At 29.5% G+C, this 23,492-nt stretch carries 21 protein-coding genes; 11 read left to right on the top strand and 10 right to left on the bottom strand.

Translation table 11 applies throughout. From position 1 onward, the window contains the following. Positions 1-134 precede the first annotated feature (134 nt). The 3 genes from clpX to tig form a co-directional block, all read right to left on the bottom strand. On the bottom strand, positions 135-1,370 hold the full coding sequence (clpX, locus tag ACWYN7_RS01075; protein WP_462857998.1) for an ATP-dependent Clp protease ATP-binding subunit ClpX: 1,236 nt from the start codon (positions 1,368-1,370) through the stop codon (positions 135-137). Positions 1,371-1,454: 84 nt separating this feature from the next. Next, complete coding sequence (gene clpP / locus ACWYN7_RS01070) at positions 1,455-2,114, bottom strand: ATP-dependent Clp endopeptidase proteolytic subunit ClpP (RefSeq protein WP_462857997.1); 660 nt, start codon at positions 2,112-2,114, stop codon at positions 1,455-1,457. Between the two features lie 162 nt (positions 2,115-2,276). After that, complete coding sequence (tig, locus tag ACWYN7_RS01065; protein WP_462857996.1) at positions 2,277-3,602, bottom strand: trigger factor; 1,326 nt, start codon at positions 3,600-3,602, stop codon at positions 2,277-2,279. Between the two features lie 221 nt (positions 3,603-3,823). Here tig and pyrH point away from each other — a divergent pair, with 221 nt between their 5' ends. The 4 genes from pyrH to ACWYN7_RS01045 all read left to right on the top strand — a co-directional run bounded on the left by pyrH (position 3,824) and on the right by ACWYN7_RS01045 (position 8,525). After that, positions 3,824-4,534, top strand: a complete 711-nt coding sequence (gene pyrH / locus ACWYN7_RS01060) for a UMP kinase (protein ID WP_462857995.1) — start codon at positions 3,824-3,826, stop codon at positions 4,532-4,534. A 23-nt stretch (positions 4,535-4,557) separates the two neighbouring features. Beyond that, positions 4,558-5,112: a ribosome recycling factor gene (gene frr / locus ACWYN7_RS01055; RefSeq protein WP_462857994.1), complete on the top strand. Its 555-nt coding sequence runs from the start codon at positions 4,558-4,560 to the stop codon at positions 5,110-5,112. Between the two features lie 97 nt (positions 5,113-5,209). Then, positions 5,210-7,573, top strand: a complete 2,364-nt coding sequence (locus tag ACWYN7_RS01050) for an efflux RND transporter permease subunit (RefSeq protein WP_462857993.1) — start codon at positions 5,210-5,212, stop codon at positions 7,571-7,573. Positions 7,574-7,796: 223 nt separating this feature from the next. After that, positions 7,797-8,525 carry a helix-turn-helix transcriptional regulator gene (locus tag ACWYN7_RS01045; RefSeq protein WP_462857992.1) on the top strand — a complete coding sequence of 243 codons (729 nt, stop codon included), beginning with the start codon at positions 7,797-7,799 and terminating at the stop codon, positions 8,523-8,525. 7 nt (positions 8,526-8,532) lie between these two features. On the opposite strand, the gene ACWYN7_RS01040 is transcribed toward ACWYN7_RS01045, so the two are convergent. Continuing rightward, entirely contained in the window at positions 8,533-9,579 is a 1,047-nt protein-coding gene (locus ACWYN7_RS01040; protein ID WP_462857991.1) for a hypothetical protein, read from the bottom strand. Positions 9,580-9,715: 136 nt separating this feature from the next. Between ACWYN7_RS01040 and asnS the strand changes: the two genes are divergently transcribed. The 3 genes from asnS (at position 9,716) to ACWYN7_RS01025 (ending at position 13,289) form a co-directional block, all read left to right on the top strand. Beyond that, complete coding sequence (gene asnS / locus ACWYN7_RS01035) at positions 9,716-11,149, top strand: asparagine--tRNA ligase (RefSeq protein WP_462857990.1); 1,434 nt, start codon at positions 9,716-9,718, stop codon at positions 11,147-11,149. 83 nt (positions 11,150-11,232) lie between these two features. Continuing rightward, positions 11,233-12,690 (top strand): RNA polymerase factor sigma-54, encoded by a 1,458-nt coding sequence (gene rpoN / locus ACWYN7_RS01030; protein ID WP_462857989.1) that lies wholly within the window; start codon positions 11,233-11,235, stop codon positions 12,688-12,690. Then, positions 12,690-13,289, top strand: a complete 600-nt coding sequence (locus ACWYN7_RS01025) for a hypothetical protein (RefSeq protein WP_462857988.1) — start codon at positions 12,690-12,692, stop codon at positions 13,287-13,289. Before rpoN ends, ACWYN7_RS01025 begins: the two co-directional genes overlap by 1 nt. Here the strand turns inward: ACWYN7_RS01025 and ACWYN7_RS01020 are convergent. The 6 genes from ACWYN7_RS01020 to ACWYN7_RS00995 all read right to left on the bottom strand — a co-directional run bounded on the left by ACWYN7_RS01020 (position 13,284) and on the right by ACWYN7_RS00995 (position 17,675). Beyond that, positions 13,284-13,958, bottom strand: a complete 675-nt coding sequence (locus ACWYN7_RS01020) for a porin family protein (protein WP_462857987.1) — start codon at positions 13,956-13,958, stop codon at positions 13,284-13,286. The two genes, ACWYN7_RS01025 and ACWYN7_RS01020, sit on opposite strands and share 6 nt — an antisense overlap. Positions 13,959-14,065: 107 nt before the next feature. Continuing rightward, the gene (locus ACWYN7_RS01015; RefSeq protein ID WP_462857986.1) at positions 14,066-14,530 is read right to left on the bottom strand and encodes an ExbD/TolR family protein; all 465 of its coding nucleotides are present in this window, start codon (positions 14,528-14,530) and stop codon (positions 14,066-14,068) included. 24 nt (positions 14,531-14,554) lie between these two features. Beyond that, the gene (locus tag ACWYN7_RS01010; protein WP_462857985.1) at positions 14,555-15,199 is read right to left on the bottom strand and encodes an ExbD/TolR family protein; all 645 of its coding nucleotides are present in this window, start codon (positions 15,197-15,199) and stop codon (positions 14,555-14,557) included. A gap of 3 nt (positions 15,200-15,202) precedes the next feature. Continuing rightward, positions 15,203-15,667, bottom strand: a complete 465-nt coding sequence (locus tag ACWYN7_RS01005) for a hypothetical protein (protein ID WP_462857984.1) — start codon at positions 15,665-15,667, stop codon at positions 15,203-15,205. A gap of 8 nt (positions 15,668-15,675) precedes the next feature. Further along, positions 15,676-16,398, bottom strand: a complete 723-nt coding sequence (locus ACWYN7_RS01000) for a MotA/TolQ/ExbB proton channel family protein (RefSeq protein WP_462857983.1) — start codon at positions 16,396-16,398, stop codon at positions 15,676-15,678. 239 nt (positions 16,399-16,637) lie between these two features. Beyond that, positions 16,638-17,675 (bottom strand): asparaginase, encoded by a 1,038-nt coding sequence (locus ACWYN7_RS00995; RefSeq protein ID WP_462857982.1) that lies wholly within the window; start codon positions 17,673-17,675, stop codon positions 16,638-16,640. A gap of 147 nt (positions 17,676-17,822) precedes the next feature. Between ACWYN7_RS00995 and ACWYN7_RS00990 the strand changes: the two genes are divergently transcribed. The 4 genes from ACWYN7_RS00990 to ACWYN7_RS00975 all read left to right on the top strand — a co-directional run bounded on the left by ACWYN7_RS00990 (position 17,823) and on the right by ACWYN7_RS00975 (position 23,025). Then, a complete protein-coding gene (locus ACWYN7_RS00990) occupies positions 17,823-18,521 on the top strand; it encodes a zinc metallopeptidase (RefSeq protein WP_462857981.1) in 699 nt (232 codons plus the stop codon). A 283-nt stretch (positions 18,522-18,804) separates the two neighbouring features. Then, the gene (locus ACWYN7_RS00985; protein WP_462857980.1) at positions 18,805-21,177 is read left to right on the top strand and encodes a TonB-dependent receptor; all 2,373 of its coding nucleotides are present in this window, start codon (positions 18,805-18,807) and stop codon (positions 21,175-21,177) included. Positions 21,178-21,192: 15 nt separating this feature from the next. Next, positions 21,193-22,200, top strand: coding sequence for a sensor histidine kinase (locus tag ACWYN7_RS00980; protein WP_462857979.1), 1,008 nt, complete (start codon positions 21,193-21,195; stop codon positions 22,198-22,200). A 60-nt stretch (positions 22,201-22,260) separates the two neighbouring features. Further along, positions 22,261-23,025, top strand: coding sequence for a LytR/AlgR family response regulator transcription factor (locus ACWYN7_RS00975; protein WP_462857978.1), 765 nt, complete (start codon positions 22,261-22,263; stop codon positions 23,023-23,025). The last annotated feature ends 467 nt before the right edge of the window (positions 23,026-23,492 follow it).

The following is a 23,492-nucleotide window of genomic DNA, read 5'->3' as shown; positions in this document are numbered from 1 at the left end:
TATTTCTTTTTGTTGTTTTTGCGAACTTCACTTTAAAATTAGCAATATGCGTTAAGGATTGAAACGACATCCTTTTTTCTTTTTCGGAAAAAAGATATAGTGTAAAGCCTGACCTGAAAGGTAACGCAAAAAAATTAAGATGCTGCTCTTAACTTTTTTAAAGTGCTGTTAGACAATTTAGATTCTGCATATTCTTTGGTAACGTTAAATTCTTTTTCTTCAGAACTTGGTAAATCGAACATTGCATCTGTAAAAATAGCTTCGCATAAAGAACGCAATCCTCTTGCACCTAACTTATACTCTACTGCTTTTTCTACAATATAATTTAAGGCATCTTCCTCTATAGTAAACGTTACATCATCCATTACAAACAACTTTGCATATTGTTTAATAATTGAGTTTTTTGGCTCTGTTAAAATAGCTCGTAATGTTTTAGCATCTAAAGGATTCATGTAACTTAAAACCGGTAAACGCCCAATAATTTCTGGTATTAAACCAAAAGATTTTAAATCTAAAGGTGTTATGTATTGTAATAAGTTTTCTTCGTCTATTTTGTCTTCTTCTAAAGAGGCTCCAAAACCAACTGCTTGCCTATTTAATCGTTTGCTAATTAATCTATCTATGCCAGAAAATGCACCACCTGCAATAAATAAAATATCTTTTGTATTTACTTCGATAAATTTTTGCTCTGGATGTTTACGCCCTCCTTTTGGAGCTACGTTTACAACAGCACCTTCTAATAATTTTAATAAGGCTTGTTGTACACCTTCTCCAGAAACATCTCTGGTTATGGATGGATTATCGCCTTTTCTTGCAATTTTATCAATTTCATCAATAAAAACAATACCTCTTTGCGCTTTTTCTACATCGTAATCTGCTGCTTGTAAAAGACGACTTAAAATGCTTTCTACATCTTCGCCAACATAACCTGCTTGTGTTAACACAGTAGCATCTACAATAGAAAAAGGTACGTTTAACATTCTTGCAATTGTTCTGGCTACTAAGGTTTTACCTGTACCAGTTTCACCCACCAAAACAATGTTCGATTTTTCTATTTCTACATCATCATCTGTGTCTTCTTGTAACAATCTTTTGTAATGGTTGTATACTGCAACAGCCATTGCTCTTTTTGTTTCATCTTGACCAATGATATACTGATCTAGGAATTGCTTAATTTCTAATGGTTTTTTTAAAGTTAAATCTTTAGATAAACTACTCGATTTAGATTCAGAAATTTCTTCTTCTACAATACCATGTGCTTGCTCTATACATTTATCACAAATATGAGCATCCATACCTGCAATTAGTAAATCTGTTTCAGATTTTTTACGTCCGCAAAACGAACACTCTAAGTTTTCTTCTTTCGACATTTAATTGGCTTTAGGCAATATGCTTTGTGCCTTATGCAAAATGGTTTTTAAACAAATTGCATATGGCTTATAGCTTATGGCTTTTTATTTTCTAGCTAAAATTTCATCAATCATTCCATATTCTTTAGCTTCGTCTGCTTTCATCCAGTAATCTCTGTCTGAATCATTATGCACTTTTTCTATTGTTTGCCCAGAATGATTTGCAATTATAGCATACAATTCGTCTTTTAACTTTAAGATTTCTCTTGCAGTGATTTCTATATCAGAAGCTTGACCTTGTGCACCTCCTAAAGGTTGGTGAATCATAATTCTAGAATGTGGTAAAGCTGAGCGTTTTCCTTTTTGCCCTGCACACATTAAAACTGCACCCATAGAAGCTGCCATACCTGTACAAATTGTAGCCACATCTGGCTTAATAAATTGCATGGTATCATAAATACCTAAACCTGCATAAACACCACCACCTGGCGAATTTATGTAAATAGAAATATCTTTATTAGCATCTACACTTTCTAAAAACAATAATTGTGCTTGTATAATGTTAGCTACTTGATCGTTTATACCTGTACCTAAAAAGATAATTCTATCCATCATTAAACGCGAAAAAACATCCATTTGAGTAATGTTCATTTGGCGTTCTTCCATAATGTATGGGGTTAAACTACTTGTTATTTTGGTATATGCAGTGCTACTGATTCCATGATGTTTAGTAGCATATTTTTCGAACTCTTTTCCGTAATTCATTTCTTGATTCTTTTAAAATATTTTGATTTGTAAAGATAAGAACTATTCTCTTAATATTATGTTACAGTTTTTAGGCAAAAAAACCTGAATTTTTCAATTCAGGTTTTATCATATTTTATGATATCTCTTCTTTACTAAAGATGATAAAATATCATCAAAAAATTACTTCTTGTACGCCTCTTTTACAAACTCTTCGTAAGAAACTTCTTTTGTTTTAAAGTTGATGTTCTCTTTAAAGAAAGTCAATAATTTTTGACTAATTAATTGAGATTGTAACTTTTGCGCTTCTTCTTGGTTTTGTAAAATTCTACCAGCAATATCGTCTAATTCTTTTTCTTCTGGATTCATGTTACCAAACTGAGCCATTTGCGTTCTGATAAATCCTTTTGCGTAATCTACCAATTCAGCATAATCTAATTTAATATCGTTATCTTTCATTAGCTTACCTTCAATTAATTGATAACGTAAACCTTGTTCAGATTTTTTATATTCTTCTTTTGCTTCTTCTGGCGTTAATTCTTTTTCGCCAGCAGTTTGTAACCATTTTTGTAAAAATTCTGCAGGTAAATCGAATTTTGTATTTTCTATTAAATACTCTTGTACAGCATTTAATAAATATTGATCTCCTTGTTGTTCGAATTGCTTTTCAGCATCTTCTTTAATTTTTTCTTTTAATTCAGTTACTGTAGTAACACTACCATCAGCAAATAATTTATCGAACAATTCTTGATCTAATTCTGCAGGTTCTGTTTTTGTAATTTCTTCTACAGTAAAAGTTACAGTAATATCTAAATCGTGAATTTCATCGTGAGAAACACCTAATAAGTGTTGTAATTTATGATCGTCTTCGAATAATTTCTTAGTTTCTAACTCAATAACATCACCTACTTTAGCACCAATAACTTTCTTTTCGTTTTTCTTACCTTTTAAATCGTTAACTAAAAAAGTACCTTTTTTGTTGATTTCTTTTTCTTCGTTAACAAATGTACCAGTAACGTTAGAATGTTCAGTAGCTTCATCTAAAGAGCTCATTTTTCCATAACGAGTCTGAATGTTTTTTACTTCTTCTTCTAATAATTCATCAGTTGCCACAATATTATATTGCTTAATTTTATTTTTTGCTGATAAATCAATTTCGAATTCTGGAGCTAATCCTAATTCAAATTCAAAAGAAAAAGTATCTGCATCCCAATTAAAATCGTCTTGAATTCTTGGTAAAGGATTACCTAAAATATCTAATTTTTCTTCAGTTATAAATTTATTTAAAGAATCTTGTAAAAGCTTGTTAACTTCATCAATCATTACAGATTTACCATATTGTTTTTTAACCATACCCATTGGTACATGGCCTTTTCTAAAACCAGGAATATCTGCCTTTTTACGGTAATCTGTTAAAACCTCTGTTACTTTTGCTTGATAATCTTCTGCAACAATATCAACTTTTACAACTGCATTTAATGCATCTACGTTCTCTTTTGTAATATTCATTTCTCTTTAATCTAGTTCTTAAAAAATCGAGTGCAAAATTAATCAATTAAATTGATTTCACAACTCTTTAAACAGTTCTATTTCAGTAATTTCGAATCGTATTTAATTTCTCTAAAGAATTAAAAACTAAAACTGTAGCAGTGATTAGATGATAAATAAAAAAAATACTTAATTTTGCGCAAACCAGAATTCCCATATAATTGGGATTAAATACAACTAAAATGCAATACAAAAGAATTCTTTTAAAATTAAGTGGTGAAGCTTTAATGGGCGATAGACAATATGGTATAGATCCAAAACGTCTGGCAGAATATGCTAAAGAAATTAAAGAAGTTGTGGATAAAGGTATAGAAGTTGCCATAGTAATTGGTGGTGGAAATATTTTTAGAGGTGTTGCAGGAGCCAGTAATGGTATGGATCGTGTACAAGGAGATCATATGGGTATGTTAGCAACTTGTATAAATGGTTTGGCTTTACAGAGTGCTTTAGAAGATGAAGATGTACATACACGTTTACAAACCGCTTTAGAAATTAAAGAAGTTGCAGAACCATACATTAAAAGAAAAGCGATTAGACATTTAGAAAAAGGGAGAGTTGTAATTTTTGGAGCTGGTACTGGTAATCCTTATTTTACTACAGATACAGCTGCTGTTTTAAGAGCAATTGAAATACATGCAGATGCTATTTTAAAAGGTACAAGAGTAGATGGTGTATACAATGCAGATCCAGAAAAAGATAAAAATGCAGTAAAATTTGATACTATTTCTTTTAAAGATGTAATTACAAAAGGATTAAAAGTAATGGATATGACTGCCTTTACCCTTAGTGAAGAAAATAAATTACCAATCATTATATTTGATATGAATAAAGTAGGAAACTTAATGAAATTAGTTTCTGGAGAAAAGATTGGTACTGTTGTTGATGTTTTATAAAAGAATCTTTAAATTTTAAAAAGATGGATGAAGAAATTGAATTTATTTTAGATACGGCTAAAGAAGCAATGAACAATGCCATAGCGCATTTAGAAAAAGAATTACGCTCTATTAGAGCTGGTAAAGCAACACCTGCTATGTTAAGTACAGTTATGGTAGATTACTATGGCTCTCAAACTCCATTAAGCCAAGTTGCCAATGTAAATACACCAGATGCAAGAACACTAAGCATTCAACCTTGGGAAAAAAACATGTTACAACCTATAGAAAAAGCAATTCAAATTGCAAATTTAGGTTTAAACCCAATGAATAATGGTGATGTAATTATGATAAACGTACCACCTTTAACCGAAGAACGCAGAAAAGGTTTGGCTAAACAAGCTAAAGCAGAAGCAGAACACGCTAAAGTTGGTGTTAGAAATGCGCGTAAAGATGCCAATAACGACATCAAAAAAACAGACATTTCAGAAGACATGAAAAAAAATGCAGAAGGCGATGTACAAGAGTTAACCAATACTTTTATTAAAAACATAGACGACATTCTCTCTGTAAAAGAAAAAGAAATAATGACAGTTTAATACCTGTTTAAACCATAAAAAAGAGTGTTTTTAAAACACTCTTTTTTGTTTCTATTACCCACTACTTTTTAACTACCTTTGCACAAATTTTTTTTAAATGAATTTCTGGACAATAGTTGCGGGTATAATTTTAAGAAACCGCTACTTGGTTTTATTAGGTATTGCTATCATTACAGGCTTATTAGCCTCGCAAATGAAAAACATTCGATTTTCGCATACAGAAGCTAATCTGTTGCCAGAAAATCATGAAGCTAACTTAGAATACAACAAATTTTTAAAAATTTTTGGAGAAGAAGGTAACTTAGTGATTCTTGGTATAAAAGATTCTACTGTTTTTACACCCCAAAAATTTAATGCTTGGAATCGTTTGGTTGATGAGTTTGATGAGCTAGAAGAAATAGACTTTACACTTTCTATTGCAGATGTTCAAAAATTAAAAGCAGATAGAAACAAAAGAAAATTTGTACTTGAGCCTTTATATGATGATGAGCCTGAAACCTCAGAACAAGTATTCGAAATAAAGAAACAGTTGTTCGAAAAACTTCCTTTTTACGACAACTTACTTTTTAATAAAGAAACAGGTACATTACAAACTGCTATTTACATTAATAAAGAAATTATAAATACGCCTCAACGTAAAAACTTTATTTTTGATAGTCTTATCCCTATTGTAGAAAAATTTGAAAAAGACAATAATGTAGATGTACGCATATCTGGTATGCCCTACATTAGAACCTTAAACGCACAAAATATACAAGACGAAATTCTACTATTTGTTTTAGGTGCTTTAGTAATTACAGCTATTATTTTCTTTTTCTTTTTTAGATCTTTTAGAGCAACTTTTATCACTTTATTAGTAGTATTAATTGGTGTTATTTGGGCTTTTGGTTTTATAGGATGGTTTAATTACGAAGTCACAGTTTTATCAGCCTTAATTCCGCCCTTAATTATTGTAATCGGAGTACCAAATGCAGTTTTCTTGATTAATAAATATCAACAAGAGATAAAAAAACACGGTAACCAAGCAAAATCTTTACAACGAGTAATTTCTAAAATTGGTAATGCTACTTTAATGACCAACATTACAACTGCATCTGGTTTTGCAACCTTTGTTTTTGTTAAAAGTAATTTACTTCGCGAATTCGGAATTTTAGCATCTGTAAATATCATCAGTATTTTTATTCTTGCTTTATTGATTATACCTATCATTTATAGCTTTATGCCTCATCCAAAGAAAAAACATTTAAACCACCTAGAAAGAAGATGGATAGAAAATGTAGTGAATTGGATGGAAAAAATGGTAAGAGAACAAAGAATTGCGGTCTATTTTACTACAGTTCTTTTTATTGTTTTAAGCATTATTGGCGTTTATAAAATTAGAGTTTCTGGAAGTTTAATAGAAGACATGCCAAAAAGTATGGGCTTTTATAAAGACATTAAATTTTTTGAAAATGAATTTGGAGGTATAATGCCTTTAGAAATTTTAATCGATACCAAAAAAGAAAAAGGGATAATGAAATTATCTACCTTACAAAAGATGGATAAAATTAATGAAACCATAGAATCTTTTCCAGAATTATCGAAACCAATATCTATAGTAAACTTAGTAAAATACTCTAAACAGGCGTATTACAAAGGCAATCCTAAATATTACCAATTGCCAACAAGACAAGAAGAAAGCTATATTTTTTCTTACACTAAAAATACAAATAGCGATGCTGGTTTGTTAAATAATTTTGTCGATTCTACAGGACGTTATGCAAGAATAACAACCTATATGAAAGATATTGGTACAGACAAAATGGATGTTATTCAAGAACGATTAAAAGCTGTTGTAGATAAAGAATTTTCATCAGAAAAATACGAAGTTTCGCTTACCGGAAAAGCCTTAGTTTTCATAAAAGGAACCAATTATTTAATTTCAAATTTGGTTTTATCTTTATCATTAGCCATTTTATTAATCGCAATTTTTATGGCTTGGATGTTTAGATCGCCACAAATGATTTTAATTTCTTTAGTACCTAACATTTTACCTTTATTAATTACTGCTGGTTTAATGGGCTTTTTTAACATCCCTATAAAACCGTCTACAATCTTGGTATTTAGTATTGCATTTGGTATTTCTGTTGATGATACCATTCATTTTCTTGCCAAATACAGACAAGAATTAATAGCGAACAAATGGAAGATTAAACCCTCTGTTTATGCCGCTTTAAAAGAAACAGGAGTAAGTATGTTTTACACCTCTATTGTGCTGTTTTTTGGGTTTTTAACTTTTACTTTATCAAGTTTTGGAGGTACAATTGCATTGGGTGGTTTAGTGTCTGTAACTTTACTTTTGGCCATGGTTTCTAACTTGTTATTGCTACCTTCTTTATTACTAACTTTCGAAAAGAAAATAGCGAATAAAAAAGTTTTTAAAGAGCCTAAAATTAAAATTATACCTCCAGAAGAAGAGTAATTTTTTTTAAATAGATGATGCAAAAAGCCTTTACTAAAATTATAGTTTTAGTAAAGGCTTTTCTATTAATAAATATTGGGGAGTAGATTATTATTAAAACTAAATTTTCCTTTTCATAGCAATTTTCGTTTCAAAAACAAACTTTTTCTTTCATTACAAACATAGTGCAGATAAAATGTTAAATCAACTGTGTTTTCACGTAGTTTTTACTAATTTTGTAGGTATGAAAGATAATTTTGGTAAATATACAAGAGAAAGAGTTTCAGACATTCCTTTTGATGTTAATGACCCTATTTATCTAGAATACAAAGAAAAAGTACCTCAATTTGCAGGGCAAGCTGTGTATATCTACTCTTTTGTAAAACAAAGAATGGTTTATGCTTTTGGTTGGGAAGATTTATTAGGTTATAAAGACGAAGAGATAACTTTATTAAAAATTGTTAGCTGTTCTTCTAAAAGGCACATAAATTTCTCTAACGAATTAAATGACAAAGCTTTACAGTTTTTAAAAACCAAAAAGAAAGATTTAGATAAATATAGCTTTACTATAGAAGTAGAAAAAATTCATAAAAATGGTGAGGTTGTTCCTTTGTTTTCTAGAGTTGGAGTTTACAAGTCTTATCAAGGAAATATTTTAGAGGTTATTGGTATTTCTGAAAAAATTCATGCCAGAAAATTAGGTAATGTAATGCAATATGCAGCTTTCGGACCAGAAAAAGAAGGTTTTGAAGACACCTTAAACGAACAATTATTTAACAAACTTGGTATTTCTAGAAAAGAAAAAGAAGCTTTAGAATTAGCTTCTAAAGGCTATGCTTTTAAAGAAATAGCCTTTAAACTTGGTGTTAGTCAATCTGCTATAGAAAAACGAATTATACCTTTATACAAAAGGTTTAATGTTAAAAGTTTGCCTCACTTGGTTAGTTTTGCATACGATAATTACATTTTATAATTTATTTTCATTCTAAATTTATTTCAAAAATCTTATTGTTATTTACACCAATTTGCAATAGCATTTCTTTCCATTTATTGTGCTTTTCCTTTTCTAAAGACTTTTTGCTACCTAAAACCCAAATTACATTTTTACTTTTTAAATACGCCCTATTCTTTTTATTTTCTGGCTGTAAAGTATCAATAAAACTTAATAATTTTTTGGGTGATATTAACTCATCCTGAATAGGTTCACTTGGGTTGATATCGTCTATCATTAAAAAATCTGCAGTTTTCCAATTCCAAATTTCATAAGCTTCTAAAGTATCATCTTCATCAAAAAAATAATTAAAAATTTTTATCGCATTTAGATAAGAGCTACAATTGTTTTTAATACTTAATTCGTTTAAAATACCAACCCCTAAACTAGTTTTACCTGTTCCAAAATTGCCGTAAATTAATAAATGATTTCCTTCACCTTTTTCAGATTTTAAAAAACGTTCTACTTTGTTCTTGTTTTCTGTACTGATATTAAAATCCCATTGACTTAACCGAAATTGAAAAGGAAACTTGGCATAAAATTGATACATTTTTGTAACAAACCAATACCTAGAAGCAAAAAACAGATAAATGCTTAAAAGAATTAAAAAAAGTAACACGTAATTGTCTATTTTTTCTGCTATACACAAATAGTATAAAAATGCACCTAAGGTAAAAAAGCAAACATCCGTAAACGTATCAAAAGCTACATTACCCCATTTAGGACTAAATCTATACCGTGCTTTTTTAGGGATAAAAACAACATCAGAATCAGATTCTTTTTTACTTAATAATGGCCCTAGAAAGTTATAAATCTCGAAACACAACCAAGCTAAAGAAACATATATTGCCGCTTTTAAAGCAGCAATTTCAAAGAAATGGAACATTAAAAATGTAGGAATAAACCCTAAAGATATGTGCCCAAATTGGTTGGCAAGCCAAGCATACGTTAAGGTAATACCTCTATAAGAATCTTTACCAATTAAATCTGCCTTTAACTGTTGTAAAATTTTTGTGTTTGTAATTGCTTTTTTCATTCCTAAGTAAATCTAACCAAAGATAGATTATTTTTAGTTTTTTAAATTTCAAGAAAAAAAACATTACCAATTTTATTTCAAAAAAAGTATCTTTACATTTCAGTAAATTTTGTAGTAAATCAAAGAATAGTAAAATATGACAGAGAAAAACGTTGCCGAAATTTTAAAAACGGATACAGTTTTACAGGAAGTTCACGTAAAGGGTTGGGTAAGAACTTTTAGAAGTAACAGGTTTATAGCTTTAAATGATGGTTCTACAATAAAAAACATACAATGTGTTATCGATTTCGAAAACACAGACGAAAACATACTTAAAAGAATTACAACTGGTGCTGCAATTGCGGTTAAAGGTACTGTAGTAGAAAGCCAAGGTAGAGGACAAACTGTAGAAATAAAAGTTTCAGAAATTGAAATATTAGGAGATTCTAATCCAGATGAATATCCAATACAACCTAAAAAACATAGTTTCGAGTTTTTACGCGAAAACGCTCATTTAAGAATGAGAACAAACACTTTTAGTGCAGTAATGCGTGTGCGTTCTAAACTGTCTTTTGCTGTTCACAAATATTTTCAAGAAAACGACTTTAATTATGTAAACACGCCAATTATTACAGGTTCTGATGCAGAAGGCGCAGGAGAAATGTTTAGAGTTACCAGTTTCGAAGACAATAAAGCGCCATTAACAGAAGATGGTAAAATAGATTATTCTAAAGATTTTTTTGGTAAAGAAACCAACTTAACTGTTTCTGGCCAATTAGAAGCAGAAACTTTTGCCATGTCTTTAGGTAAAGCATACACTTTTGGGCCAACATTTAGAGCAGAAAACTCGAATACCACTCGTCATTTAGCAGAATTTTGGATGATAGAACCAGAAGTTGCTTTTATGGATTTAGATGGTAATATGGATTTGGCAGAAGATTTTATAAAATCTGTGATTAATGATGTTTTAGAAAATTGTAAAGACGATTTAGCTTTTTTAGATCAACGATTAACCCAAGAAGAAAAAAGTAAGCCACAAGCTCAAAGAAGCGAAATGAGTTTACTAGAAAAATTAAAATTTGTAGTTGATAACAACTTTAAACGTGTTTCTTACACAGAAGCTATAGACATTTTAAGAAACTCTAAACCCAACAAAAAGAAAAAATTTCAGTTTCCTATTACAGATTGGGGAGCAGATTTGCAATCTGAACACGAACGTTTTTTAGTAGAAAAGCACTTTAAATGCCCTGTTATTTTGTTTGATTATCCTGCAAATATAAAAGCATTCTACATGCGGTTAAATGATGATGGAAAAACAGTAAGAGCTATGGATGTTCTTTTTCCAGGAATTGGAGAAATTGTAGGCGGTTCTCAAAGAGAAGAACGCTATGATGTTTTGGTTGAAAAAATGAAAGCACTAGATATAGAAGAAAAAGAATTATGGTGGTATTTAGATTTACGTAAATTTGGTACAGCTGTTCATTCTGGTTTTGGTTTAGGTTTCGAAAGATTGGTGCAATTTACAACAGGTATGAGCAATATTAGAGATGTGATCCCTTTTCCTAGAACACCACAAAACGCAGAGTTTTAAAAAAATTATAAATTTCTATAACCAATCGTCATTCCTAAAAAGAATGACGATTTTATTTTAATCGATTTCTTATATTTGTTTATATGCTAAAACAAAGCTTACAATACAAACTACTTCAAAAATTATCTCCTCAACAAATTCAGTTGATGAAGTTAATTCAATTGCCTACGCAAGCTTTTGAAGAACGTTTAAAGCAAGAAATTGAAGAAAACCCTGCTTTAGACACTGGTAAAGATGAATCTGATACTTTTGATGAGGATTTATCTAACGAATATGATGATGCTGGTACAGAAAAAATAGATGCAGAAGATATCAATATTGATGAATATTTGAGTGATGACGAAATTCCAAATTATAAAACTCAAGCTAACAATTACTCATCTGATGATGAAGAAAAGAATGTACCTTATGCTGCTGGTACAAGTTTTCATCAATCATTAAAAAATCAATTAAACACCTATAATTTAGATGAGGATGAACGTGCAATTGCAGAGTTTTTAGTAGGTAGTATAGACGATAGTGGCTATATAAGAAGAGAAATTATTGATTTAGTAGATGATTTAGCTTTTACCGCAAATATTTTTACATCCGAAGAAAAAGTAATTTCTGTATTAAAAAAAGCGGTTCACACCTTAGACCCAATTGGTGTTGGTGCTAGAGATTTAAAAGAATGCTTAATTATTCAATTAAAAGCTAAAACCAGCAATAAAACCAGAAGTTTAGCCATCGATATTTTAGAAAATGCTTTCGACCATTTTGTGAAAAAGCATTACAAAAAACTGCAAGAAAAGTTTAATATTTCTGAAGATGAACTCAAAGATGTTAACAAAGAAATTTCTAAATTAAACCCAAAACCTGGCAGTTCTTATGCAGGTAATAATAAAATTGCAGAACAAATTGTACCCGATTTTTCTATTAAAATTATTGATGGTGAATTAGATTTAACCTTAAACTCAAGAAATGCACCAGAATTACACGTTTCTAGAGAATATAACAATATGCTTAAAGGTTATAAGGAATCGAATACTAAAAGTAAATCTCAAAAAGATGCAGTATTTTTTATCAAACAAAAACTAGATGCTGCAAAATGGTTTATTGATGCTATTAAACAGCGTCAGCAAACACTTTTGGTTACTATGAATACCATTATGCATTATCAATATGATTATTTTTTAACAGGTGATGAACGCAAGTTAAAACCAATGATTTTAAAAGATATTGCAGATAAAATTAATATGGATGTTTCTACGGTTTCTAGAGTGGCAAACAGCAAATATGTGTCTACACCTTATGGAACAAAATTGATTAAAGAATTCTTCTCAGAATCTATGAAAAATGATCAAGGAGAAGATGTTTCTACTAAAGAAATAAAGAAAATTTTAGAAACAGTTATTGCAGAAGAAGATAAAAAGAAACCTTTAACAGATGAAAAATTGTCAAAAATTTTAAAAGAAAAAGGGTATCCAATTGCAAGAAGAACAGTAGCTAAATATAGAGAACAACTCGATTTACCTGTGGCTCGTTTGCGTAAAGAAATCTAGTGAATTTACATAAATTCATATCAACAATTTTACATCCTACTGTAATACCTACATTAGGAGTAATGTTATACTTTTTATTAATTCCTATAGGTTTAAATAGCGAAAGGAAGTTCCAAATTTTAAGTTTAGTTTTTATAACTTCTTATTTAATACCGCTTTTAATATTAATTCTGTTAAAGAAATTTAAACTGATCAAAAATTATCAAACAAAAAGTATAACCGAAAGAAAAATACCAGTTGCATTAATGGTTTTCTTATTTTATTTCTTAGGAAATACCATGCAAAGTATCCCAAATTTAAGAGAACTGAGTTTACTTTTCTATGCTACCTCAATAGATCTAATAATTATATACATACTTTTCTATTTTAAAATTAAAGCTAGTATACATTTACTTTCACTAAGTGTTGTTACTGGTTATTTTTTAGTTTTGACTAATAATTATTCGCAATCTTTTATTGTTGTAATTATTGTTTTAATCTTATTATCTGGCATTTTAGCAAGTGCAAGGTTACATCTTAAGGCGCATACTAAAAAAGAGGTTTATATTGGCTTTTTTATAGGTTTAATTACACCACTTATCTTAAACTATTTGTTATAAAATATAGAAAATTAGTCCGAATTTTAAAATACTAGAATTAATATCTTTGCCATTAAAAGTAGCATTTTCAAAGATTGGAGTTAAGCTATAAAAGATATTAATATTAAACTCATCGAAACCAGCAGAAAGGGTTAATCCGTATTGAAAAGAGTTGTAAGTACTTACATTCTTAAAAGTTGAAACTGCTACATTTTCTTCAAATTCGAAGGTGTTAGAAAGATTGTATAAGAATTTTACACCTCCATAAATTCTCCAAAAATTATATTTTTTAGCGGTTGATGTTCTCCATCTTATCTCTATAGGAATCTCTAAATTATGAGATTTAAATATATTGGATGTTAAATCACTGCCATCACTAAAACTTGTACTATTATTGAATTCTTCAATTTTTAGCTCGTGATTAAAAAAATCAAACCCATAACCAAAACCGAGAGCAAAAGAAACATTTCCTTTTTTATTTAGGGTAAGATCTTTCATAAAACCCACAGAAAAAGCATATGAAAATCCGCTTCTACTTATGCTTTCTGGTTGATTAAAAAATTGTGCGTAAGAAATAGAAGTATAAATTTGATCTTCTGCATACCTATCTCCTAATTGTAACGAATCTTTTTGAGCAAAAATAGTAGCGCTACAAAAAAACATTAATAAAAAGTAAATAGAATTTTTCATTATAAATATTCGATATATAAATATACAACAATATAAAAGTACTTATTAAAAAATAAAAAGGGTTAATTCTTAAGAATTAACCCTTTTTATATAAAGTTTTATACTACTTAATTAGCAGGTGCAGTAGATGAATAATTAATTTTAAGAGCATTAACATCTCTTAATTTTAATCTAATATCTATAATTGTACCTACATTAGATTCTTTATCTGCTTTTATAGAAGTTGTCATAAAAGGATGCATAGCTTCTGCTATTTTATCTCTTTTACTAAAAATAAAAGCTGGAACTTGATCTGCAGTAGAAATCTTATCATTTAACTGAATTTTGTTATAACCAACACCATAAGTATTAGGATCTTTAGATTTACCAACATAAATAGTGCTTACCAAACTTTTATCTTCTAACTTTTTAATTTCAGTTGCGCTTGGTAATCTTGGGTTTTCTATTACTAAATCCGTTTCTCTCATAGTTGTAGTAACCATAAAGAAGAATAATAACATAAAAACGATATCTGGTAAGGCTGCTGTATTAACTGCAGGAATCCCTTTTTTCTTTTTTCTAAATTTAGACATAGTTTTGTTTTAAATTTAAATTAATTATGAGGTTGGCTCAGCATCAGAAATAATTTGAGGATAAGCAGTTTTGATATCTTCAACTTTCTTTCTTAATGACTCTACTCTGTTTACACCCTCAGAACTCTTTTTAGCGTCTTTAAACGATTCTTCTAATTCATCATAAGTTATTCCATAACGTTGTTTAGACAATCTGTTTCTTAATTCGCTGTAAGCTCTTAATAGCTCATTTTGAACTTGTATGTAAGTTCCATAATTTGTACCTCTATCACTTTGTACAGAGATAATAGCTTTATTAGGATGATCTGAAGAAGACTCACTTCTTTCTCCTTGACAGTAATCACATGGCTTACCAGGAGACCCATCTTCACCAGGTTTTCCTATTCCTCCACCATTGTCAATAAACTTAACAGCGGCGTCTTTAATATCTTTAATTTCCATACGTTCTCCTTCTACAAGAAGTTCGTTATTTCTATTTATATTAACTTCAAAGATATTTTTTTCTTTAATAACTGGCGGAACATAATCTGCTGGTGGTTTTTCTGATAACTTCTTAGAGACACCTGAATCTACGTTCATTGTAGTGGTTACTAAGAAGAAAATTAATAACAGAAAAGCAATGTCTGCCATAGAACCTGCGTTAATTTCTGGATTTTCTCTTCTTGCCATATATTACGATTTAACTAATCCTTTTAATAAATCTACAATAAAAAATGCTCCAGAAATAATTAATAGTATTGTACTATACCATATTCCTGTACCTACCCATTGATTTACAGAAGAACCTTCTTCACCACCTTGTAAAACAGCAATTCCATTTGCATCATAAACTGCGTTACTATCTGATAAGAAATATGCAATTACTAAAAGAACAGCTAAAACTGCTAAACCTCCTAAGGTTTTCTTTAAGTTCTCTGGATTTCTTATTAAACTAATCAAAGAAAGAACAATCGTTATAATTACACCTGCTAAAAACAACCAAGTTGAATAATAGATTAGCGGACTAACAACACTGTTAGCTACCTCTACGTCAGTTTCAATTGCTTCAGTATCTGTCATAAAAATTCTTATGAAAAGGACACCACCAATAAGGGCTATCGCAGCAATGAAAATACTTAAAATTTTATTACTTTTCATATTGATTTTTATTTTTTATACTTTACTAATAAATCTATCAAAGAGATAGACGCGTCTTCCATATTATTTACAATACTATCGATTTTAGATACGATGTAATTGTAAAAAATTTGAAGAATAATAGCCACAATTAAACCAAATACTGTTGTTAATAAGGCTACTTTAATACCACCTGCAACTACGGCTGGAGAAATATCATTTGCTACAGCAATATCGTTAAATGCTCCAATCATACCAATTACAGTACCCATGAAACCTAACATTGGTGCTAATGCAATAAATAAAGAAATCCAAGAAACGTTTTTCTCTAATTGTCCCATTTGAACTCCACCATAAGAAACTACTGCTTTTTCTGCTTCTTCTACACCTTCATCAACTCTATCTAAACCTTGATAAAAAATAGATGCAACTGGCCCTTTTGTATTTCTACAAACTTCTTTAGCAGCTTCTACACCACCAGAACTTAAAGCATCATCTACATTTGCCAATAATTTTTTAGTATTAGTTGTAGCCATATTTAAATAAATAATTCTTTCAATGGCAATAGCTAATCCTAAAATTAAAGCTACCAATACAATTCCCATAAATCCTGGCCCACCATCAATAAAGTTTTGCTTTAATATTTGGTGAAACGTTTGTGATTCTGTTGCTGCTTCTTGAGCAAAAGAGGATTGTACAGCTCCAAAAAACATAAATCCTGTTACAGATAAGACATTTACTACTTTTTTCATCTTAGTTATAAATTAATTTTAATAGTTAACGGGTTAAAGATATAAATTTTCATCTCAAAAACAGAAAATAAAAAGCATTTTATCTATTTTTTACGAACAACAGCTTCATTTTCGTTTTAGAGACTGCCAAGTAACAAAAAATGTTATGCATAAAAAAATTTTTTTGCTCTATTTCTCGGTTTTAACACGTTTTATTTAGAAAAAAACGGTGTTCTGAAAAATCATTGTTAAAATTTACGTTATTCGTCAGTAATTTCACCTCTAATTGATCGTTCAAAATAGGTTGTAAACTCGTTTAATGGTAAATTTTCATTTAAAAGGTACATTAATTTTGCTACTGCAGATTCTGTAGTAATGTCTTTGCCACTTATTACACCTATTTCTTTTAACTTTAAACTGGTTTCATAATGGCCTTGCACAACACCACCTCCAGAACATTGTGTAACATTTACAATTCTTATATTTTTAGAAATTGCCTCTTTTAATAAATCTAGAAACCAAATTTCATTGGGTGCGTTACCTGCTCCATAAGTTTCTAAAACAATCCCTTTTAAATTATCGATATTAAAAATACTTTGAATAACTTTTTTTGTAATACCTGGAAACAGCTTTAAAATGACAATATCGTTTACCAATTGTTTTCTTACTACAAGTTTCTTTTCTTTGGATGCTGGTTTACTTAAATAATAGGGATTAAAATTTAAGTTTACTCCACTTTCTGCCAAAGGTGGATAATTCATAGAGGTAAAAGCTTCAAACTGCTCTGCATTTATTTTTGTTGTTCTGTTTGCTCTATATAATTTGTATTCGAAGTACAAACAAACCTCAGAAATAATGGGTTTATTGTTTTTTTGACAACAAGCAATTTCTATGGATGTTATTAAATTTTCTTTTGCATCTGTACGTAAATCACCAATTGGCAATTGAGATCCTGTAAAAATTATGGGTTTTTGTAAGTTTTCTAACATAAAACTTATGGCAGAAGATATATAAGACATGGTATCTGAACCTGTAAGAATTACAAAACCATCAAACTGATAATAATTGTTTTCTATAGTTTCTGCAATTTCTCTATAATAATGTGTATTCATATTTGATGAATCCATAGGCTCATCAAAAGAAATCGTTTCTATATTACAATTTAATTGTTCTAATTCTGGAATCTTTTCTATAATCTGATTAAAATCAAAAGCTTTTAACGCATTTGTTTTATAATCTTTAATCATACCAATGGTACCTCCTGTATATACAATTAATATATTAGGTTTTTTTGCCATTTTGACATCTATTCTTAATGAATTCTTAATTTTAACTCTTAAATCTGTGCCAATAAAATATCTTTAGTCCTAAAAAATTAAATTGGAATAATTTATGTTGTAAATTTATCAAACAATATGGTATAAACTTTTAAAATAAGATAAAATATGATGCAGTTCTATATATTGATTGGTGTAATCTCTTTAGTAAGTTGGTTAGTAAGCAATCAATTAAAGCAAAAATTTAAAAAATATTCTCAGGTTAATTTAAGAAACGGAATGAGTGGTGCCGAAATTGCCACAAAAATGCTAGCTGATAATGGTATTTTTGATGTAAAAGTAATTTCTACACCTGGTAGATTAACAGATCATTATAACCCAAAAGATAAAACTGTTAACTTAAGTGAGGCTGTTTACAACCAAAGAAATGCTGCTGCAGCTGCTGTTGCTGCGCACGAAGTTGGGCATGCTGTACAACATGCAAAAGCTTATCAATGGTTAACTTTACGTTCTCAATTAGTGCCTGTTGTTAGTATTTCTTCTAAATTTTCTCAGTGGATGGTAATTGGAGGTTTAATTTTAGGTGCTGCTTCTGGTAATGCTGGTATTGGTTATTATGTAGCTGTTGCTGGATTAGCTTTAATGGCAATTGCCACTGTTTTTAGTTTTATTACTTTACCTGTAGAATACGATGCAAGTAATAGAGCTTTAGCTTGGTTAAGAAACAAAAATATGGTTTCTCAACAAGAATTAGCAGGTGCTACAGATGCACTAAAATGGGCTGCAAGAACATATTTAGTGGCTGCTTTGGGTTCTTTAGCGATGCTTTTATATTGGGGAATGCAAGTTTTAGGTGGTAGAGATTAACCTCATTTTTATAAAATATTTTAATTATGAAGCTTCGATAAAAATCGAAGCTTTTTTATGCAGGAAACTTTTTATTGATTTTAAGCGTCTTGTGTACATAGAAAAAAGAAATCTGTTTATCGGAATTTTAACCCAGTTCATCAGATTTGCATTTTAAAAGAGTTACAAATCCAGCAATTTTACAGTGTAATTAAAATAGCAGTTTATAAAAATTCGAATTGAACTCAATTTCTATTAAAACAAATCAACAAATATTAAAACAGCAACTAAAAAAATCAATCTTATGAAAACCTTAAAATTTACCATGATTTTTTTCTTCGGAATTTTAACAACATTTTCTCAACATAAAATTTCTGGTAAAATTGTTGACGAACAAAATCAACCTTTACCTTTTGCAAACATTATTTTGTACAAAACAGGTGAAGATGCAAAACCAAATGGAACAGTTTCTAATGATGATGGAACGTATATTTTTGAAAAAATAGGTACAGGAAATTACAAAATGGAAATTTCGATGCTAGGTTTTAAATCTCAAATTATTGATGCTTTTGATTTAAATTCAGACAAAACACTTAACATCACTTTAAAAGAAGAAACACAAACCTTAAACGAAGTTGTTGTAAAAAGTAAAAGACCTGTAATTAAACAAACAGCAGAAAAACTAATTGTTGATTTAGAAAAATCTGAAATGATTAATACCAACTTACAAGATGTTATGCGAAAAGTACCTGGTGTTTTAGTAACAAACAACGGAATATCTATTGCTGGTAATAGTGGGGTTAGAATATTAATCAACGGAAAAACCACAGAATATATGGATGTTGAAACTTTATTACGTGATTTTCCTGCGGATAATATTGCAAAAATTGAAGTTGTAGAACAACCTGGTGCAGAATATCAAGCTTCTGGTTCTGGAGCAATCATCAATATTATTTTAAAGAAAAACGTAAAATTAGGCACACATGGAAGCGTAAATACCTGGGTTGGTGAAGACGAAGGTTTTGAGTGGGGTTCTGGTTTTTCGATTGCTAGCTATAAAAACAAATTAAATTGGCAAGCAAATGCAGGTTACTCGCAACCAACTTGGAGAGAAGATTTGTTTTTAATAAGAACTGTGGGCGATGAAACTTACGACCAAGCAACAAGAGAACCTTACGATCCTGTTAATTTTAGAATTGGTGGTAGTTTAGATTATTATATTAACGACAAACATTCTATAGGTATTGGAGCAAGAATAAATACAAGAAACTCAGACAGAATTGCAACTAGCGAAACTATTATTTCTGATGACAATACTACAAATACTTTATTTTCTGAAAACAGTTTTGATAGAGAACGAAAAAACTTTAACATCAACCCTTATTACGAATTCAAAACAGAAACAGACAAATTAGTTATCGACTTTAATTATGTAGATTTTACTAACGACAATACAAACATTTTATCTGATGTTGCAGGTAGTACAATTTCTTTTACAGACAGAAAATACATACAAGATGGTACATATGCTATAAAAACATACAGAGCAGATTATACAAAAACATTTTCAGACAACTTAAAAGTAAGTGCTGGTACTCGTTTTGCTGATGTAAAAACAGACAACGATTTACAATCTTTTTCTCAAAACACAAATGGTAATTTTGATAAAGATGATAATGAAAGCAGTCGTTTTGTAATTGATGAAACTATTTTTGCTTTGTATTCTAAAATTAATGCAACTTCTGGAAAATGGTCTTTTTCTGGTGGATTACGTTATGAAGATAGTAATACAGATGGAACCTCAACTTTTTTAGACAATGGAGTATTAATATCCGAAGTAAAAAAACGACCAATTAAAAAAATCTTTCCAAGTGCTTCTATCAGCAGAAAATTTAATGATATTTTAGGTGCAAGCTTATCTTATAGCTACAGAATTCAAAGACCTTCTTACAGCAGTTTAAACTCTTTTGCTACCTATTTTGATCCTTATTCTGCTGGCGAAGGTAATCCGAATTTAACACCTTCTTACACAAATAACTATCAATTTAACTTAACTTACGAAGGGCAACCCTTTTTTACAATAGGTTATAGTAAAACAGATGATGTACTTTTTCAATTAATAAAACAAGACAACGAAACTGCACAGATAAGACAACAAGATGTAAATGTAGAAAATAATGCCAACTGGAATTTTAGATTGTTTGCCCCTGTAAACTTTACAAAAGGTTTAGAAGGTTACACAGGTATAATTGTTACCAATACAGATTACCAATCTTCTACTTATGGTGTAGATTTAAACAAATGGAACTTAATTTGGTTTTTACAAGCGAATTATCAGTTACCTTGGGACATCAATTTTGAATTAAGTGCAAATTACGGAACTGGAGCTTTAGAAGGGCAAATTGAAGCTGATTGGTTTGCTGATTTAGATTTTTCTTTTGGTAAAAAGTTTATGGACGATAAACTAAAAATAAATCTAGGCTTTAGTAAAATGCTAAACAGAGGTTTTAATGGTTCTATAGATTATGGAAATGGAACTGCAGCTGTAGAAAGCAATGGTTCTAGGCAAAATATTCAATTAAGATTAGTTTATAGTTTTGGTTCTAAATTTGGTAAGAAAAAAGCCAACAGAAACAGAAATACAGACGAAGAAAACAGAATTAACGATAGTAATTAATATATTCGTTCTACTATGAACACGAAATTAAACAAATCTGATTGGGTAATTCTTTCCTTAATTTACGGAGTTACTATTCTCTTAGGCTGTATAGATTATTATAAAGAAGGGAATAAGTTAATTGAATATTTAATAGATTTTCCATCAACAGCCTTTTTATCAACGGTATTAATATTGGTATTTATTCAAAAAATCGTGCCTACATTTTTAGTTCATAAAAAAGCTTATTTGCAATTTTTTATCATTAGCTTAATATTGCTAACTGTTGTTGGTACTGTAGAAAATTTGATTGGTAGATTAACTTCAGGAGGATCTTTGAGTACTATTTCTAATTATTTTACTTATTTGCAAAATGGTTTGTATAATGCCACTGATATGGTTGGTTTTCCTTTAGGAGTTTTACTGATGAAAAAATTCTATGAAGGCCAACAAGATTTATTAGAGGTTCAAAAACAACAAAAGGAAAACGAATTAAAATTACTGCGTTCGCAAATAGACCCACACTTTTTATTTAATAATTTAAATACTTTAGACTCTTTAATTGATTCAAATCCTGCAAAAGCCAAAGAATACATTAATCGCCTGTCTTTAATTTACAGGTATTTAATTAAAACAAAGGACGCAGAAGTTATGGAACTTGCAAATGAAATTGAATTTGCAAAAAACTATATCTTTTTAATTAAAACTAGATTTGGGGATGATTATGAGTTTACAATAGAAGAAAACATCACTTTAATTGATAAATTTATCCCTACAGGATCTATTTTAACTTTATTAGAAAATGTGGTAAAACACAACAAATCTGATGGAACAAATGCCATTAAAACAACCCTAACAATTAATGATGGTTGGTTGATAATTACCAATTCTAAATCGAAAACAAAATCTACAAATGAATCTTTTGGTACGGGTTTAGAGAATTTAAAAGCGCGCTATAAATTACTTTCGGATGAAAAAATTCAGATTCATGATATGGAGACTAAATTTGAAGTTTTTATTCCGATTATTGAATTAAGCAGCTAATTTTTTTGTCAATTAGATTTTTCCAAAAGATAGAAATGCAAGTAGAAAAATAAGATAACTATGAAAATATTAATTTTAGAAGACGAAATTCCTGCATATCAAAAACTAACCAAATGTTTAGATCTTTATTTTGATGTAAAAACATCGCAAGATTGGGCGCGTTCTATTGTTGATGGGAAAAAATTTTTAACAGAAAATTCGTACGATTTTATTCTATCAGACATTCAACTTTTAGATGGTTTGTCTTTTGATTTATTTAATAGTATTGATGTAAAAGCACCTATTATTTTTTGTTCTGCTCACGATGATTATTTGTTTCAGGCTTTTAACACAAACGGAATTGCTTATATTTTAAAACCTTACTCTCAAGACGATTTTAACAAAGCCATTCAAAAATACCAAGCTTTATTTAAAAAAGGCTCATACAATACTTTAAATAATAAAACTATTGATGTTTTAAAATCGGCTTTGCAAGAAGAAAACAACACTTATAAAAAACGTTTTGTAATTAAAAAAACAACCGGAATTCAATTGTTAAATGCCATAGACATTGCTTTAATAACTGCTTCTGGAGATTTTTGTTTGGTAAATGATAAAGACGGAAAACGACATACAATTTCTCAAAATTTAGGCGCAATTCATCAGCAATTAAACCCTAAAAAGTTCTTTAAAATTAACAGAAGCGAAATTATAAATATCGATTTTATAGAAAATATAGAAAGTCATTTTAAAAATAGATTACTCATTTCTATTAAAAATCATAAAGAAAAAGTAATGACAAGTTCTTCTACAACTTCTGACTTTAGAAAGTGGCTGGAGAGTTAATTTTTTATAGAAACCTCACAGGTTTTAAAAACCTGTGAGGTTTATGTATTTTAATTTGTTAAAAGTTTTTCGGTTTGCATAATGTATCAAACAAGTTTAGCCCAGATTGTAGCATTTGTTTGAGCTCTTTTTTTATGCTAAACTCGATTCAGTATCTATTCTAAATAATGAAATTAGATTCTTTTAGTAGCACGATGCTGAAATAAATTCAACATAAAAAAAAGCGAGTGCGAAAAGCTGGAAATAGCTTCAAACAAAAAACCTCTTTGATTTCTCAAAAAGGTTTTTATCTATGTTTTTAAAATTATTTTTTCTTTTTAGGCAAAAAACCAAATGTTAAAGCTATACCTACAGCAACCAAAATTCCTGTAAAAAAATCTAAAACATCATTTTCAAACTTGTACAAAAAAAGTATTAAAGCACAAATTATAAGAATTATTACACCTAGTATTCTGTAGTAGATTATT

This window comes from Polaribacter sp. M10, from assembly GCF_054968445.1.
Note: the sequence above shows the minus strand (reverse complement) of the source record. Positions and strands in the feature narration are given on the sequence as shown.

What these genes read in the sequence shown, in the direction of transcription:
- ACWYN7_RS01040 (WP_462857991.1), bottom strand. Translation starts at nt 9,579, where the DNA reads ATGAAAAAAGCAATTACAAACACAAAAATTTTACAACAGTTAAAGGCA.
- ACWYN7_RS00980 (WP_462857979.1), top strand. Translation starts at nt 21,193, where the DNA reads ATGAACACGAAATTAAACAAATCTGATTGGGTAATTCTTTCCTTAATT.
- ACWYN7_RS00995 (WP_462857982.1), bottom strand. Translation starts at nt 17,675, where the DNA reads ATGGCAAAAAAACCTAATATATTAATTGTATATACAGGAGGTACCATT.
- ACWYN7_RS01005 (WP_462857984.1), bottom strand. Translation starts at nt 15,667, where the DNA reads ATGAAAAGTAATAAAATTTTAAGTATTTTCATTGCTGCGATAGCCCTT.
- ACWYN7_RS01050 (WP_462857993.1), top strand. Translation starts at nt 5,210, where the DNA reads ATGAATTTCTGGACAATAGTTGCGGGTATAATTTTAAGAAACCGCTAC.
- frr (WP_462857994.1), top strand. Translation starts at nt 4,558, where the DNA reads ATGGATGAAGAAATTGAATTTATTTTAGATACGGCTAAAGAAGCAATG.
- ACWYN7_RS01020 (WP_462857987.1), bottom strand. Translation starts at nt 13,958, where the DNA reads ATGAAAAATTCTATTTACTTTTTATTAATGTTTTTTTGTAGCGCTACT.
- ACWYN7_RS00990 (WP_462857981.1), top strand. Translation starts at nt 17,823, where the DNA reads ATGATGCAGTTCTATATATTGATTGGTGTAATCTCTTTAGTAAGTTGG.
- ACWYN7_RS01015 (WP_462857986.1), bottom strand. Translation starts at nt 14,530, where the DNA reads ATGTCTAAATTTAGAAAAAAGAAAAAAGGGATTCCTGCAGTTAATACA.
- rpoN (WP_462857989.1), top strand. Translation starts at nt 11,233, where the DNA reads ATGCTAAAACAAAGCTTACAATACAAACTACTTCAAAAATTATCTCCT.
- ACWYN7_RS01000 (WP_462857983.1), bottom strand. Translation starts at nt 16,398, where the DNA reads ATGAAAAAAGTAGTAAATGTCTTATCTGTAACAGGATTTATGTTTTTT.
- ACWYN7_RS00985 (WP_462857980.1), top strand. Translation starts at nt 18,805, where the DNA reads ATGAAAACCTTAAAATTTACCATGATTTTTTTCTTCGGAATTTTAACA.
- clpP (WP_462857997.1), bottom strand. Translation starts at nt 2,114, where the DNA reads ATGAATTACGGAAAAGAGTTCGAAAAATATGCTACTAAACATCATGGA.
- pyrH (WP_462857995.1), top strand. Translation starts at nt 3,824, where the DNA reads ATGCAATACAAAAGAATTCTTTTAAAATTAAGTGGTGAAGCTTTAATG.
- tig (WP_462857996.1), bottom strand. Translation starts at nt 3,602, where the DNA reads ATGAATATTACAAAAGAGAACGTAGATGCATTAAATGCAGTTGTAAAA.
- clpX (WP_462857998.1), bottom strand. Translation starts at nt 1,370, where the DNA reads ATGTCGAAAGAAGAAAACTTAGAGTGTTCGTTTTGCGGACGTAAAAAA.
- ACWYN7_RS00975 (WP_462857978.1), top strand. Translation starts at nt 22,261, where the DNA reads ATGAAAATATTAATTTTAGAAGACGAAATTCCTGCATATCAAAAACTA.
- ACWYN7_RS01045 (WP_462857992.1), top strand. Translation starts at nt 7,797, where the DNA reads ATGAAAGATAATTTTGGTAAATATACAAGAGAAAGAGTTTCAGACATT.
- ACWYN7_RS01010 (WP_462857985.1), bottom strand. Translation starts at nt 15,199, where the DNA reads ATGGCAAGAAGAGAAAATCCAGAAATTAACGCAGGTTCTATGGCAGAC.
- asnS (WP_462857990.1), top strand. Translation starts at nt 9,716, where the DNA reads ATGACAGAGAAAAACGTTGCCGAAATTTTAAAAACGGATACAGTTTTA.